The 15052-nt window shown below is 68.9% G+C and carries 12 protein-coding genes and 3 pseudogenes; 4 read left to right on the plus strand and 11 right to left on the minus strand.

The annotated features are described in order from the left end of the window. Positions 1 to 7: 7 nt before the first annotated feature. The 4 genes from OG470_RS22220 to OG470_RS22235 form a co-directional block, all read right to left on the minus strand. A complete protein-coding gene (locus tag OG470_RS22220) occupies positions 8 to 616 on the minus strand; it encodes a class I SAM-dependent methyltransferase (RefSeq protein ID WP_328415077.1) in 609 nt (202 codons plus the stop codon). 53 nt (positions 617 to 669) lie between these two features. Beyond that, positions 670 to 1302 (minus strand): TetR/AcrR family transcriptional regulator, encoded by a 633-nt coding sequence (locus OG470_RS22225; RefSeq protein WP_328415079.1) that lies wholly within the window; start codon positions 1300 to 1302, stop codon positions 670 to 672. A gap of 482 nt (positions 1303 to 1784) precedes the next feature. After that, positions 1785 to 3395, minus strand: a complete 1611-nt coding sequence (locus OG470_RS22230) for a M28 family peptidase (RefSeq protein WP_328415081.1) — start codon at positions 3393 to 3395, stop codon at positions 1785 to 1787. Between the two features lie 304 nt (positions 3396 to 3699). Then, positions 3700 to 4203, minus strand: coding sequence for a hypothetical protein (locus OG470_RS22235; protein ID WP_328415083.1), 504 nt, complete (start codon positions 4201 to 4203; stop codon positions 3700 to 3702). A 638-nt stretch (positions 4204 to 4841) separates the two neighbouring features. On the opposite strand from OG470_RS22235, the gene OG470_RS22240 reads away from it, so the two are divergent. Further along, positions 4842 to 5414, plus strand: a complete 573-nt coding sequence (locus tag OG470_RS22240) for a hypothetical protein (RefSeq protein WP_328415085.1) — start codon at positions 4842 to 4844, stop codon at positions 5412 to 5414. Positions 5415 to 5711: 297 nt separating this feature from the next. On the opposite strand, the gene OG470_RS22245 is transcribed toward OG470_RS22240, so the two are convergent. Then, positions 5712 to 6128, minus strand: coding sequence for an FAD-dependent monooxygenase (locus OG470_RS22245; protein ID WP_328415086.1), 417 nt, complete (start codon positions 6126 to 6128; stop codon positions 5712 to 5714). Positions 6129 to 6304: 176 nt separating this feature from the next. On the opposite strand from OG470_RS22245, the pseudogene OG470_RS22250 reads away from it, so the two are divergent. The 3 genes and pseudogenes from OG470_RS22250 to OG470_RS22260 all read left to right on the plus strand — a co-directional run. Beyond that, positions 6305 to 6898: pseudogene (locus OG470_RS22250) on the plus strand (proton-conducting transporter transmembrane domain-containing protein); the annotation flags it as partial. Positions 6899 to 7251: 353 nt separating this feature from the next. Further along, entirely contained in the window at positions 7252 to 8142 is an 891-nt protein-coding gene (locus tag OG470_RS22255; protein WP_328415087.1) for a peptidase M23, read from the plus strand. Between the two features lie 122 nt (positions 8143 to 8264). Next, positions 8265 to 8768: pseudogene (locus OG470_RS22260) on the plus strand (IS6 family transposase); the annotation flags it as partial. Between the two features lie 70 nt (positions 8769 to 8838). On the opposite strand, the gene OG470_RS22265 reads toward OG470_RS22260, so the two are convergent. The 6 genes and pseudogenes from OG470_RS22265 to OG470_RS22285 form a co-directional block, all read right to left on the minus strand. After that, positions 8839 to 9246 carry a DUF2267 domain-containing protein gene (locus tag OG470_RS22265; RefSeq protein ID WP_328415089.1) on the minus strand — a complete coding sequence of 136 codons (408 nt, stop codon included), beginning with the start codon at positions 9244 to 9246 and terminating at the stop codon, positions 8839 to 8841. 69 nt (positions 9247 to 9315) lie between these two features. Beyond that, complete coding sequence (locus OG470_RS22270; RefSeq protein ID WP_328426546.1) at positions 9316 to 11187, minus strand: transketolase; 1872 nt, start codon at positions 11185 to 11187, stop codon at positions 9316 to 9318. Positions 11188 to 11513: 326 nt separating this feature from the next. Beyond that, complete coding sequence (locus OG470_RS22275) at positions 11514 to 12212, minus strand: hypothetical protein (protein WP_328415090.1); 699 nt, start codon at positions 12210 to 12212, stop codon at positions 11514 to 11516. Between the two features lie 299 nt (positions 12213 to 12511). Continuing rightward, positions 12512 to 12733 (minus strand): annotated as a pseudogene (locus tag OG470_RS37335) (IS1096 element passenger TnpR family protein); the annotation flags it as partial. Continuing rightward, positions 12696 to 13013, minus strand: coding sequence for a hypothetical protein (locus tag OG470_RS22280; RefSeq protein WP_328415092.1), 318 nt, complete (start codon positions 13011 to 13013; stop codon positions 12696 to 12698). The pseudogene OG470_RS37335 and the gene OG470_RS22280, both read right to left, overlap by 38 nt. A gap of 129 nt (positions 13014 to 13142) precedes the next feature. Continuing rightward, a complete protein-coding gene (locus tag OG470_RS22285) occupies positions 13143 to 15026 on the minus strand; it encodes a hypothetical protein (RefSeq protein ID WP_328415093.1) in 1884 nt (627 codons plus the stop codon). Positions 15027 to 15052: the final 26 nt, after the last annotated feature.

Raw genomic sequence — 15052 nt, forward strand, 5'->3', positions numbered from 1 at the left:
GGGTGGCTCATGCGTCTGTCTCGCGTGCGGCCGGTTTGCGGGCGAGGATGCGCTCGACGGTGCCGGCCTTGAGCCGTTCGGTCTCGGCGATTTGGAATCCGGCGATTTGGACCAGGGGCAGTTGACGGCGGGTGAAGTGCTCCCCGGCCGCACGGATCGTCATGCGTTCGAGCAGCCACTGAGCTGCCCGGATCGGCTGCCAGCTGCTGGCGATGTGGTCCACCAGCAGCAGCGTGCCGCCTGGTACCAGGACCCGGTACATCTCGGCGATCGCGGCAGCGGGGTCGGGGATGGTGCACAGCGACAGCGCACACACCACCGTGTCGAACGACGCGTCGTCGAAGGGCAGGTGCTCGGCGTCGCCTTCACGTAGCTCGACCGGACGGTCGAGATCGGCGGCGCGCTCTCGGGCGAGGGCCAGCATCGCCGGGCTCAGCTCGATGCCGGTGAGGGACGTGTCGGACGGGTAATGGGGCAGGTTGCGGCCGGTGCCGATCGCGACCTCGAGGACGCGGCCGTGAGCACGTCGGCCAAGCCACTCGCGTCCACCGGCGAACCAGAACTTCTCGAAAAGGGCGATCTGCTTGTCATAGCCGGGTGCCGTCTTGTCCCACACCCGCTTCTGCCGGGCGGTCGGGGTTTCGCCCGTCTGGGGTGCTGCCGAACTGGTCATGAGATTCCTTCCATTCGTGCGGGGTGGGGGAGGGAACAGTCGACGTCGGAGGCGACAGCCGCGCCGATGACACCCACGACCGCCTGGCGTACCCGGGCGGCCGCCTTTGCCGGTTCGGGTTGTCCCGCGTCGAGCCAGGCGATGATCGCCTCGATCGCCACCACCGGCGCCAGCTGTGCCGCCCACCGGGCGAGAGCTCGGTCCGGGACGACCGCGGCGATCTGCAGGTACGCGGCGGCGGCGATGTCGGCACGGAACTTCTCGATGCGTTCCTTGAACTCCGGCTCTCGTAGCGCGTGCTGGAACAGCAGCCGGAACCCCGCTGGCGACTCGATCGCGGCTGCGAGCAGGCCGTCGACGCTGGCATCGGTGAACCCGCCGACAGGCTCTTCGACGTTGGCATCCAAGCGCGCGCACATCCGGTCCAGGACCGCCTGATACAGGTCGGTCTTGGAGTCGAAGTGCCGGTAAAGGATCACGCGTGTGATCCCCGCTTCGGCGGCGATGTCATCCAGGCCCGTCGCCGCGAAACCGCTATGGGCGAACGCCTCCGTCGCGGCGGCCAGGATCTGGTCGCGACGCTGCGCGCGGGGCAGGCGCTGTACCGGCTGCGGCTTCTCGTCAACCACGATGGACCTCCGGAGCGACTTGTCGACTTCAGAATGTACCTAAGTCTATGTCGACTTTCAAGTACACAACATGGAGGCGTCGATGAACGACCCGATCATCATCTACGGGCTGCTCGGCCCGAACGGCGCGGGCAAACCACCCTGATCCGCATCCTGGCCACGCTGCTTCTCCCGGTGCGACGTCGGACTCGGTCTGGGCTGGTCGGACGAGGATTAGCAAATGTCGGTGAAAGCGGGCATCGACGGGCCAGCAGGCGGGACTTCCTCGCCGTATTTCCGCACCCTCCGCCACGACTACGTCGCGGAGCATCGCGAGTTCTACCAGGTCCCACCGACGCGGATGGAGCCGAAGCCCGTGCAGCGACCCCACCCGCCATCCTTCTCAGCGGCCACCCTCCCGACGCGCCAAAGGGCAGAGCGGCTACGGCCGGGACAGCGACGAGCCCGGGCCAACGCAAACTGGCCCGGGCTCGTCGTTGCTGTTAGCGGAGGGCGTTGCCGTGGGCGTCCTTGCTCTTGCCCGCGCCGTGCGACTTGCCCGGGGAGCGGGGCATCTCGTTCACGGCCGAGGTGTCGTACGCGAATGTGATCACCGCGGTGGCGGCGGCGTCGGCGTTGACGTCGATCGCGAACGTGTTGACGTTGCCGTAGAGGTCGTACATCCCGTCGAGTTGGGCGTAGAGGGCGGCGTTGCCGCCGTCTGTGACCGGATCGAGGCTGTCGCACGGCTCGTGGTAGCAGGGGTCGTACTGGACACCTTGTACCCCGCCGTACTTGGCCACGTCCTCGGCGGTCTTGAGCCCTTCGGCGCCGGTGAACAGTCCACCGGCCGGGATGCCGACGGCGATGAACGGACCGTAGTCAGAGCGGCCGGTGAAGTCGGCCGCGTTGGTGGGCAGCCCGCGGCTGGCGAAGAACGCCTCGAACACGTCCTCCACCTGGGCGGAGCCGGCCGGGCCGGGACCGGAGCCGGACTGCGCCGAATCGTCACCGTCGTAGACGCCGAACACGTAGTTCGGCGAGCCGACCATGTCGAAGTTGAGGTAGAGCGCGAGGTCCGCGATCTGCTCCTCGCTGAGGCTGTTGACGTAGAACGTCGACCCGACCAGGTTGGACTCCTCGGCGCCCCACCACGCGAACCGGACCTGGTTGTTGGGCTTGACCTTCGCCATCTGCAGCGCGACCTCGAGGAGCGCGGCACTGCCGCTGCCGTTGTCGTTGATGCCCGCGGTGTCCGGCTCGGAGTCCAGGTGCGCGCCGGCCATCACCACGTTGTCGCCGCGCCCGTGCCTGGTCTCGGCGATGATGTTCTCCGTCGAACGAACCTCGGAGGTCGTGTCGGCGGTGATCCGCACGGTGAGGCCCGGCGTGGTGGCGAACTGCTCGCCGAGGACGTAGGAGACCGACACCGCGGGAATGCCCACCGGCTCGCCGAGCGTGCCGCCGAACAATGCGTAGCGGTCGGCGTTGACGACCGGGTCGCCGTTGCCCTGGTTCATGACGATCGCGCCGATCGCGCCAGCGGCCTCGGCGTTGGCCACCTTCTGCCCGAACGGGCAGGTGCCGCGCTGCACGAGCGCTATCTTGCCGACCACGGGCGCCGGGAAGTCCCCCGCCTCGCATCCCGACGTGGACGCACGCGGCGGGGTGAGGGCGAGGTCAACCGGCACGACAAGACCGGCGACGTCACCGGCACCGGAGAAGTCCATCAGGTCATAGTCGGTGCCGTCCACGAAATTGGTCGCCGGCGGCGGAGCCGACCGGCTGAAGGTCGACCCGAACTCCTCGAAGAAGTTGAAATCGAACGGCTGGCGGGTCACGTCGTAGCCGGCGCCTTCCAGCAGCCCGGCCACGTAGTCGGCGCTCGCGTCGTACCCCGGCAGGCCGGAGCCGCGGTTGCCGCCGTTGGCATCGGCGATCGACTGGAACGCGTCGAGGTGGCGGAGCACCCCCTGCAGGGTCACCGCCTTCGTGAGCTTCTTCGCCGAATTGTTGTTGGGATCGGCTTGAGCCGGGTTGGCCAACGTCAACGATCCCACCAGGGTCGCCGCCGCCGTTGCGGCCAGCGCCCGTCTGACTCTGCGAGACACCACGGTGTGTCACTCTCCTCACCGCTGCGGCGCCCAGCCCACGCGCCCCCGTGCTGGACGGACCTCGACCATCACATAGACGGCAGATGATCGCGACGGTCGTTCAGCCGTAGACTCACGTCAAACGGAAGTCGGCGCAGCCCAAGGCGGACACGACGAGCCACCAATCGGGCGTGAAACGCAATCGACAGATCAAACGTCGAACGATCGGCTGCAGCAGTCGGTCGACGAGTTGAACCGGTCCTTGCACTCAGCGGCGCCCGGTGCTGCGGCCGCACCTGGCCGACGACCGGCGGGCAGCAGGCGGTCAGCCTTCACGGTAGGCGGGCAGCCCGAGCGCGGTGCGAACTCTGCCGGCCTCCCTGGCTCCGCTGTGCGCCGCTGCTGCGCGGATCTCCCGCATCAGCGCGTCGGCGTCCGCCGCCTCGCCGGCTCGCCGCCAATGCCGTAACGCGACGTCGTTCTCTTTGAGGAGTGCGCCCATCGGCGCCCGGACCTCTGCCGGCCAGACCGTCTCGCGCAGCTCAACCGCGTGAGCCGCGTTCGTCCGGGCCACGTCGGCGGCCAGCGTACGGACCGTTCGCCACGGCTTCCCGGCGTTGACCGCGTCCTCCAGCTCTTCCAACACAGTGTTATACGGCGCCACGATCGCCAGGTAGCGGCTCTTCGCCTCAGCAGGCGTCAGCGCGGCCGGGGTGGCCGGCGCGGCGCTCTGCCAAACCGGCGCTGGAGCTTGCGGGTCGACCTGTTCGCCTCCACCGCACCCGGCGAGCAGCACGATCAGGGTCAGGACGGCCGTCCAGCGACGCACGGAAACTTCCCATCTGTCGAGTTCCGAGACACCGGGAGTCTAGGGGCGCACCTGCCTGGGCGACTACCCAGCGGCGGCGGCGCCGCCGGTGGGAAGTTGAACGCGGATCCGTTCACCGGCAACCGGTACGCCTTCGGCGTCGGTAGCCCGATCAGCAACGTCGAGGTGGATGGCCACTTCTTCAACATCACGGAGGCCGGGGTAGGTGCCTCGCCGGTGGGGGCCTCAGCCAGCGTTGCGAGGAGGTCGAGGGTTTCGGTGGGATTGAGGATGGCGACCTGGCCGACCGGCGGGATCCCGATCTGCATCCGGCGGAGATCGCCGCGCGAACCGGCCGATCCGAACGCACCGTACGTCGACACTGGCCGCCGCCCACAGACATCGCCATGCCGCCCGTCAACGGCCCGCACGCTCGCCACATCGCTGACCCTGGGCCGCTGACGCCCCGGTCTGGCAACCTATCGGCCCTTCCAACGCGAAAAAGATCGACTTTGACGTCTCGCGGCCACTCCGGCCACATTTCCGTTTAGTTCTGACCACCCATACGGCCGCTAGTTCTTGCTCCAGCGTCGTTCTAGATTGCTGTCCACATGCCTGCCTCAAGAGGTGGTTAGGCATCGACATCCAGAGGAATTTTAGTGGCGCAGTCTTCCCCGCCCGTACCGCCGTCGCTCAACCAGCCGCCGTCCGATGACCAACCCGCCGAGGCGCCGGCTGCGACTGCGCCCACCGCCGCACGACCAATCCGTGAATGGACCGTGCTGGGAGCAGGTATCGCGGCCGTCATCGGCTCATTCATGCCATGGGGCAAAGTGAGCGCACCGATTCTTGGCACGGTCACCGTGTCGGGTGTAGACGGATCGGACGGTTGGATCACGGCAGGTCTCGGGCTGGTGCTGGTCGTCTACGCCGGCATGAGCTTGCGCGGCCAGCGCACCCACATTGCCGTGCCCGTCCTTGCTGTCCTTGCTGCCCTCGGGCTGCTGGGTGTCGGCGCATGGAAGATCGCTGACCTGCAGGCGGCTGAGGCGGAAATGCGAGCGAAAATGTCCGGGGAGGACGACGTCCTGGGCATTGGAAAGGCGATGAGCGCAGCTGTGCAGGTGAGCGTCGGCTCCGGGCTCTGGTTGCTGACGTTCGCTGGGTTGGCGGGCTCCATCACCATGGTTGTCATCATCGTCAGCCGCTATCGCGGCCGCGACAGCAGCTGATGTCGCTCGCGCCGAAAGCGAGTTCGGCAGCACTGCCTTGTCAGCTCGCCTGACCGAAACGGCCCGGGCCGGAGCATTTGCTTCGACCCGGCCTGTTTGCTGTGGGAGTTGTCGCGGCTGCCGGATCAGCGCGGTGCGTTTGGTGAGGAATTCGCTGGTGCGGTCGCCTTGGGCCCGCGAGGACAAGAAGGCTACGTCGCCCACCGTCTCTTCGTCCGCCCAGCCCCAGGCGGTCAGGTAGGCCGCAGTCGAGGGGTCTTCCCGTTGCCTGCGTCGCACAGCCCCACCTGAGGCGTCCTACTGGTCGGGGCCGTAGAGGCCGAAATGCAGCGCTGGGTCAGCCGGATCCCAGGTGTTCGTGAACTGCGACCGTGCACCCATCTCGGCAACTCGACTGAGAAGGTTGTTGCCCAACGCCAGCCGGGCCGGCTCCCAGGCGGCCAGCGCGCGCGGAATGTCGGGCTCAGCAGAGAGCGCATCTGCGAGCGCCCAGGCGTCGGCGGCCGCCTTGGCGGTGCCGGCCGCTGCGTGGGGTCGCGCGGCGAACGCAGCGTCGCCGATTAAGGCCACGCGTCCGAAGGCCATCTTGCGTACCGCGATGTCGAGAACGATCTGGATGTACGGCTGCGCGCTCCGGGTCACCAGCTCGGCTGCCGCGGGTGGCAGCAGTTCCAAGGCGTCGGAACGCATCCGGTCGACGTACCGCTGCTGCACCGAGCACCGCCCGCATCAGGGCCGCCAGCAACGGCCACCCAACCTGGACGCGCTGCCGGCACCGGTCGCCGACCTCGCTGCGGCGCGGGTCCGCCGCATCAAGATCGCCAACGGGTTGATCAGTGAATACTCCCAGGCGGCGTAGCCGAAACCCAGTTTCTGAGCGCTACACCCCGGGCAACCTCGCCGCCTACTGGCAGTCCGACCCCCGCCGGCTGCTCGGCTGGTCGACCGTCAGCCAGGTGGGCTTCGTCCTCGTCCCCGTCGTGGCCGTCGACCGCAGTGATCTCGCGCTGCCCTCACTGCTGCTGTACCTCGTCGGCTACACGGTGACCAACATCGCCGCGTTCGCGGTCAGCGTGGCCCTGCCGCAGCATCGCGACCTCACCGACTACCGCGGCCTGGCCGCCCGGCGCGGCGGCCTCGCCGCGGCACTGCTGGTGGCGCTGCTCGGTCTCGTCGGCACCCCGCCCACCGCGGTGTTCGTCGGCAAGCTCACCACCGCGACCGCCGCCTGGGACGGCGGGTACGCCTGGCTTGCCGTCGTGGTGTTCGTCAACATCGTGATCAGTCACTTCTACTACCTGCGCTGGATCGTCCCGGCCTACCGCGACCCCGCGCCAGCGTCATCCGGCAGCGATCACTCCGCTCCGCCGCCCGAGCAACCAATGAGGCAGTGGTCGGCGAGGCTAGCGGCGACAGCTGCCGCGCTCAGCCTCGTGGTGGGTGTCACCGCAGGCCTGCTCTGGAATGTGGCGGCGGGCATCTGAGCATCGAACGTCGGTCCGGTGAACAGCAGGGGAACCGGGGATGATCATAAACCAGGAAGCCATGATCAGATACAGGCGAATCCCCTGATCTGGCGCTGGTCCGTCGCAACTGGTGGAGTCCGGCATCGCCCGAACGGACGAGTTAGTGGATCACCTGGCGAGGGACGTCCGCGCGCGCCGTTCGTACCCTGCGCTGTCGGGTGACAGCGGGAGGGGCGGTACGCCCGGATGGCGAGGATCCCTACCGGCGCCGCCGGACTGGGGTGGAGGATCCCGTTGCGCAGGGGTGAAGTGTGAGCACCGCCACCTGATCACCCTGGGTGACCATGGTTTCTCCTGCCTAGCCTCGGCGGATGCGTAACGACGGCAATCCCGACCACCCGCGCGGCCTCGGCGGCCCGGCTGGCCGTTCGGACGATACCCCCTCCATCGAGCAGCCAGTCGGCACGTCCCAACCCCGACTCTCCACCGGTTGGCTGCGTACCCGCCTCGGCGGCCTCGGTAACCCCTTCGCCGCCCGACCCGGCCGGACCCGCATGGCGGTGGCCACCGGCGCCGTGTGCTGCCTCGGTCTCGTGGGCGTCACCTTCATCGGCGCCGACCCCGCCGGCGAGTCACTCACCCCCGACCAGCGCGCCGAGATTGCCCAGCGGGCCGAGGCCGACGCGGCCTCCCGCGGGCAGGCCCGCCAGCCCGCCGCCCCGGTCACCGAAACCCCCACCCCGGAGAGCTCCCCGTCGACGACAACGCCCGCGCCCAAGCCCAAGGCGACGTCGAAACCAAAGCCCAAGCCCAAGCCCAAGCGGATCGTCCCGGTCGCCGGGCTGGACCAGGCGCAGATGGACAACGCCAAGGCGATCGTGCGTACCGGCCGGGACATGGGTGTGCCGCGCCGGGGGCTGGTGATCGCGGTGGCCACCGCGATGCAGGAGAGCAACCTCTACAACTACGCCAGTGGCGTGCTGCCGGAATCGCAGGACTACCCGCACCAGGCGATCGGCTGGGACCACGACTCAGTCGGGCTCTTCCAGCAGCGGCCCAGCACCGGCTGGGGGAGCGTGCGGGACCTGATGAAGCCGGAGTTCGCGACCCGTCAGTTCCTCACCGCCCTGGAGGCGATCCCCGGCTGGCAGGACCTCCCGCTGACCGCCGCGGCCCAGGCGGTGCAGGTGTCGGCGTTCGGTTGGCTGTACGCCCAGCACGAGTGGCGGGCCACCGAGGTCGTGAACGCCATCCTCGCCTGACCGCGGGCAACTGGCGCCGCGTTTCCTCTGCTGCCGCTCGAGCGCGGCGTCGGCCTGCTGTATGTGGCCGGTCGGTAGGGCTTCGTCGTGTTTCTCCCCCTTGCCTGGCTGACTCACAGTTTGCCGACGCCGCCCGCTTCTGCCGGCACTCACCTGGCGACAGGTGGTTCGTTGATGAGACGTATGTCAAGGAACGGTGTGTGGCGGTACGTGTCCGGGCGGTCGGCCAGGACGGGCAGGTCATCGATGTGCTGGTTTCGGCCCGCCGGGACGCCGGCGCGGCTCGGCTGTTCTTCCGCCGGGCGCTGTCGACGTTGAAGGTGACACCCGGCGAGGTCGTCACCGACGCCGCGCCGGTCTACCCCGGCGTGCTCGACGAGCTGATCCCATCCGCGTGGCACCACGTCGAGCAGTACGCGAACAAACCGATCGAGGCTGATCACAGCCAGCTCAAACAGCGGTGGAGACCGATGCGCGGGCTACGAACGGACAAGACAGCACAGGTAATCATCGCCGGCCACGCGTTCATGCAGAACCTCCGACGCGGCCACTACGGACTCGCCGTCGACGCCCCGCCCGCTACGCGGGTCGCCGCCGCGTTCACCGAACTCACCCAAGCGATCTGATGTGAACCGCGGGGCCCGGACCCGGGTTCAACACGTCCGCCGATCCGATAATGCAACGGCGCCGCCGGGCCTACGTGCCAATCCGCCGGGGTTCGAGCCGGGTGGCCGCCGGCCCCGTCAGCTGCCAGAACTCCTTCGGCAACTGGGCGATGGAGTCCTCGTACTCCTTCGCGCTGACCGCGTCCCGCAGCGTGTCCAGCACGGCGCGCACCCCGTCGGTCGCCGTCTGGAACTCCACCGCGGCGCGTTGCTGCACCCGCTCGAAGAACTCGGGAAGCTCGAACGGTTCGGCCTGTTCGTCGGGCTTGCGTAGGTCTCCCCGCAGCTCCTCCGGGAGCTGCACGGCGAGATCCCGTGCCTGGCCGCCGCTGAGCCGCTCCGCCAACGTCGCGAGCGTGGCACGGGTGATCGGCTCGGCCAGCGTCGGTGACATCTTCGATCGCGTCGACACCGACTGGATGAACTCCGCGTACTTCACCTCGAACCCCCTCCTGCCGCGAATGCTGCGTCTACCCGCGCGTCCAAGGGTGAAACGGCGCCCGCCGCGTCATTGGCCGGGGGCCTCCGCGGCGCGTGCCGCCGCAACGATGGCGCTCACCCCGATCCCGGCCTGGTCCATCAGCTGGGTCGGGGTACCGGAGGTGGGGAGGCCCCGTACCGCCAGGTGCTTCACCCGCACCGGCTCGGCGAGGTCGGCCAGGGACTCGAGGACCGCCGACCCCACGCCACCCTCCGGGTAGTGATCCTCGACCACCAGCAGCCGACCGCCGGTGGCCCGGACGGCGTCGAGCAACCGGTCCCGGTCCAGCGGCTTGACCGAATACAGGTCGATGACCCGGGCCTTGATCCCCTCGCGCGCCAGCTCGTCGGCGGCGGCGAGGCAGTTGTGCACCGTCACCCCGGCGCCGATCAGCGCGACGTCGTCGTCGTCGCCGCCGCGGAGCAGTTTGCTGCCGCCGACCGGGAAGGCGTCCTCGTTGTCGTAGAGCACCGGGTACTTGCCTCGGGTGGTGCGCAGGTAGTTGACGCCCTTGCGGTCGACCATCTGCGCGACGAGGGCCGCGCAGGACACGGCGTCGCTGGGATACAGCACCGTCGACCCCTGCACGGCGCGCATGGCCGCCAGGTCCTCCAGCCCCATCTGCGAGGGACCGTCCTCCCCGATCTCCACCCCGCAGTGCGACCCGGACAGGGCGATGTCGGCCCGGGAGATGCCGGCCATCCGCACGAAGTCGTAGGCGCGGGAGAAGAACGCCGCGAAGGTCGCGGCGAAGGGCCGATAGCCGCGTACCTGCAGCCCGACCGCAGCGGCGACCAGTTGCTGTTCGGAGATGAACATCTCGAAGAACCGGTCGGGATACGCCTCGCCGAACTTGTCGGCGCGGGTGGAGTCGCTGACCTCACCGTCTAGGGCGACCACGTCCGGCCGCGAGCCCAGCGCGCGCAGCGCGTCACCGTACGCGTTCCGGGTGGCCACCTTCGCCCCCTTGTCGTACCGCGGCAGCGTGGGCGGCTCGCCGACGGGGGCACCACCGGGCGGGGCGGACTCGGGTTGCGGCCCGGTGACGCGGATCTGGCGTACCCCGCCGAGAGCCTCCACGGCCCGCTCGGCCATGTCGGGTTTCAGCGGCTTGCCGTGCCACCCGGGCTGGTTCTCGACCTCCGGCACCCCCTTGCCCTTGACCGTCCGGGCGAGCACCACGGTCGGACCCGTCGCCTGCCGCGCCCGGCCGAACGCCTCGTCGATCGCGGCCAGGTCGTGGCCGTCGATGACGAGCGCCTGGCAGCCGAACGCCTCGACCCGGCGGCGGTAGGTGTCCAGGTCCCATTCCAACTCGGTCGGACCCCGCTGCCCGAGCCGGTTGATGTCGACGATCGCGGTGAGGTTGCGCAGTCCGTAGTGGCCGGCCTTGTCCAGCGCCTCCCAGATGGAGCCCTCGGCCATCTCGCTGTCGCCGCACAGCGCCCACACGTGGAACGGCAGGTGGTCGAGGTACCGGCCGGCGAGCGCGATCCCGACCCCGACGGGCAGTCCCTGACCGAGCGACCCGGTGGCCACGTCGACCCAGGGCAGGGCCGGCGTGGGGTGTCCCTGCAGGCGCGACCCGAACTGGCGGTAGGTCTCGATCAACTCCTGATCGGTGATCGCGCCCACCGCCTTGAAGACCGCATACAGCAGCGGCGAGGCGTGGCCCTTGGAGAAGATCAGGTGGTCGTTGGTCCGACCGCGCGGGTCCGTCCACTGGTAACGCAGGTGCCGGGAGATCAGCACCGCGAGCAGGTCCGCGGCGGACAGACTCGAGGTCGGATGCCCCGATCCCGCCCTGGTGCTGCACCGGATCGCGTCCACCCGGAGCTGGGCGGCGAGCTCACCCAGTCGGGTGAGCTCCTCCGCGCGTAGGGTGCGCTCTGCTTCCATCGTCACCGGCATCGCCTCCGCAGATACCGTAGTCAGGAAAGACCCGCATTACCCGGTAACCGCCGATTTGCCAGGGGCAGAGAGGGCCGGCCACGACGACGCTGTTGCATTAAGCCATCGCGCCGTCTCGGCGCCGCAGATCTTCCCGTCACGAGGTTCCAGACGGGCGGAAGGGCGGCCATCGGTTGCTGGACAGGCTGCCAGTAGGACACCTTTTGTCCCGATCCTGTAGACCGAGTTGTGGGCCCCAAGCTCGATCTTGCAGGAAGTCTTGCGACAAGTGATCTTGACGATCCCTAACGCAACAGCGCCCGCGGGCTTCCCGGTCAGCTCGGGTAGCCCGTCCCCCGCGGCGGGGACTGCCAGCGCGTCGCGTCTGACTGCCAGGGCTCGTTCGTGGAATGGCTGCGCGGCGAATCGGTCCAGCGTGAACCGCCGGCCATCGCCGGCGCCGGATCGTCGGACTTACCCGGCTTCGTCGGATCCTCACCCTGCTTCGTCGAGCCGAGCCCGTCCGCGCCGAGCGGGCGGTCCCGTTCCGATACCGGCGGAATCATCGTGTCCGGGACAACGATCGTCGGCTCATCGGCGTCCGACTGCGGCCAGCGCCGCCACCGCTGGACACTGGCGACCCCGACCAGGAGCAGCGAGCCCAGCAGCAGCGTCGTCCCGGTCCGTACGGGGGTGAGCAAGTCAATCTGGTAACCCGCCACGCTCAGCTTGTGACTGAGTAGGTCCAGCAGCCGTGCCGGGCTGAACAACAGGCCTGCGTAGCTGACCGTGTACGCAAGTCCGGTCAGCACCGAGCCGATCGGGGAGATCCGGACGGTGGCGATGAGCCCGAGGAGAAGGCCAGCAGCCGCCAGTACCAGCAACGGCTTCAGCAGAGCGTCAGGGTCGAGCGCATCACCACTGTCCTGCGCATCCGCGAACACCCGCAGGGACCGGCCTTGTCCAGCGGCGAGCAGGACCCAGGCCAGCGGACCCACGATGAGCGCGGCGATTACGGTCTTGGTGTGTCGCATTCAGGCAAGGTACCGAGCTTCCCTCGTAGATCGACAACCCGATAAGGAAAACTTAACTTGCCGTCAGGCAACGTCTTCCGGCTAGCTGACGTGTCGAAGGTGGGCTGTCAGCGTGCGTAGCGCTCGGTGAGTTCCGCGCCGATCCGGGCGAGTTCCCGGCGACTGCTGGCGGGTAGCCGCTGGGCGTGCGCGACGAGTGCCACCACGATCCCCTCCACGCCCAGGTCCGCGGGCGGGTTACCAGCGCGTCCAGGAATTCGCCGAGTGCCGCGCGGTGTCGACTGGTGCTCACGGCTGCCCTATCCGGCCGTTGCGCGGTGGTAACGGGCGGGATCGAAGCCCGCGCCGAGCGTCTCAACAGCGTCGTCGCGGTCTGGGCTGGCCGGGTCGGCCAGAGCGGCGAGCAGGTGTTGACACCAGGCAGCGCCGCCGACCTCTTCCGGCGGGCAGGCCCCACCGCCGTCGAGGATGGTGAACGCGTTGTCAGGGCCACCGGGCCGGATGTCGTCGACGGTGACGGTGTGCGGCCACTCGTCGCCGAAGTCGTAGACGTAGGTGAATCGGGCGCCGCGGTCGGTGGCGAGGGTCGGCGCACTCGATCAACCGGACCACGCCCAGGTTACGCAGCCTCCCGGTCCGCGCCTCGACGTCGGCGAGCAGCGTGGTTACCGGGTTGGGCAGCTCATGGGTGGCGCGGTCGGCGAGAAACTGGCGCAGCTGGTCGAGGCTGCGTCCGGCGTCCAAATCGGTCAGCAGCGTCGCGTCGCGCAGGGTCCAGACCCGGTCCGCGGTCTGCGCCACGTACGCGTCCAGTATCAGCCTGTCGGCCGGCGGCAGCTCCCCATTGACCAGGCCTCATATCAGTTGCAGTTCTTCATGGAGGACGATCATGTAGTGGGGAAGACTGACCTGCCTCGACCCTGCCAACACTCAATGCAGCGGTGCCGTTTGATCTCCTGCTGATGTTGACGTTGTGGTGGTCGGCTCGATCCGGTCCCAGGCGAGGCCGCTCGAGCCCTGACCCAGGCCGACCTGCTTGCGGCGGCCGAGCCAGGTGACGACCTGACCATCACTCCACCGGGTGCGCTGGTAGGTGCGGGTGAGGACCACGCCGGCCTTGGGCACTTCCTCCTCGTGGACGAAGTAGGGCCGGCGCGCGGTCTCGTCCAGCCCGGGGCGAAGGAACGGGCCGCGCGGCTCCACAGGCGCCTCCAGCGCGCCCGGGATCAGGCGCGGCATGGCCGCCCGCTGCAGGCGCACGTCCCGACTCGAGCCGGGGTTGTGGACCGGGATGAAGGGAATCCAGTTCTCCGGGACGCCGCGGCCGAGTTTGTACTGAATCAGCGCGCCGGTGTCGAGCCGGGGTGGCTCGACGTGGGGCAGCCCAAGCGAGACCAGATACCGCTCCAGGGCCTTGGCGGCCTCGAAGCCGTTCGCGCCTCCGCCGGCCAGCGCCGGGATGGTCTGCTCGACGCCCCAGACCATGTTGGCCATCTCATCCCGCGCCAGGATGACTTTTTCGAGCGGCGCGCTCTCCTGCAGTTTCCCCACCGCGGGAGGCAGGAACAGTCGCTCCAACACCCGGCCCTCACGGTGCAGGCTCAGGTCGTACATTCCCCAGCGCGTCCGCTCCGCGCCGTCAGGCTGCCCGGCCGCGCGGACCAGGGTCCTCGCCCCAAAGACGTCTTTGACGACTACCCCAAACACCTCGCTGAGCGTGCCGATCGGGAGCACATAGGGCACGAGGCTCCAGTCGTTGCCGAACACCAGTCCAAACTCCGCCAGCACCAGCGTCGCCAGGTCGGTGGTGCTGGGCTTCAAATCACCCAAATCGGTCCTGCGATCCTCGAACTCCCACCAGCGCGCGGCCGGCATTCCCCCGAAGACGATCGGGCTGGGGACGAAGCTCAGCGGCGGCTGGACCTCCACGACCGCAGGCGGGATCTCCGCCCCATTCGCGTCGGAGAGGCCGACCGACTGAGCGTCCACGTCGAAGGCATACCAGTCCAGATGCCCCTGGGCGTACTGCTCGGCCACCAGCACGGTCTGGCCCTCGCCAGCCACGGCGGCGGGGGCGGAGCAGGCGAACTGATACTCCAGATAGCCGGGCGACCATGTGACCGGGTCGCCGGTCTCGGACTGGCTGTAGGTCCGCCTGAACCAGTCCACGAACCTCTGGCCCGCGTCGCCCAGCGCCTGGCGCCTGTCCGGGTCCGGCACGGCGGCTGCCAGCCATGCGGCGTGCTCGTCGGGGACGGCCTTGATGGCCTCATACAGCTTTCCGCCATCTGGCATGCGCCTTTGCAGGGCGTGCAGGGTCGACCAGGACTGCGGGTCACTGCGCAGGTGCGCCTCGGCCTCGCTACCGGCGGGCGGGTCGTCGAACGGGTATTGCCCTAGATAGAGGGCCTTGAAGTCGCCGAGCGCGGCGATGAGTTTGAGCCAGTGGCGGCCCAACTGGGCGCGCGTCATCAGGTCGAGGGGGATGGGCTCGCGCTCGACCTGGGCCTCCAGCGGTAGGCGCTCGTCGTAGGCGATGGCGGGCCCATCGAGCCCGGCGAAGCGGTTCACCCGGGCGGTCGCAAGCTGGACCTTGGCTTCCACCGCCGAGCCTGCGTCTTCCCCGTCGAACTCGCCGAACTGCCACTGACGGCAGATCATCCACAGCGGGTCGCGCACCTCCGCTCGCAGGCTGCGGTCGAAGTCGTGGCCGCGCGGCCGGCCCTCCAGCCTGTTCCAGGTGGTGATGCTGGGGAAGAAGACCTCGGAGAGAAACAGTGCCTTGGTGGCGCGCGGAATCGGAATCTGTGGCACAGGCCCTCCTTCGCGTGTCTGCGCCA

The organism is Micromonospora sp. NBC_00389 (assembly GCF_036059255.1).
In the GTDB taxonomy this organism is placed as follows: Bacteria; Actinomycetota; Actinomycetes; order Mycobacteriales; family Micromonosporaceae; genus Micromonospora.

Excerpts from the sequence above, each read along its gene's own strand:
- OG470_RS22255 (WP_328415087.1), top strand. The coding sequence starts at position 7,252 with ATGCGTAACGACGGCAATCCCGACCACCCGCGCGGCCTCGGCGGCCCG.
- OG470_RS22270 (WP_328426546.1), bottom strand. The coding sequence starts at position 11,187 with ATGGAAGCAGAGCGCACCCTACGCGCGGAGGAGCTCACCCGACTGGGT.
- OG470_RS22275 (WP_328415090.1), bottom strand. The coding sequence starts at position 12,212 with ATGCGACACACCAAGACCGTAATCGCCGCGCTCATCGTGGGTCCGCTG.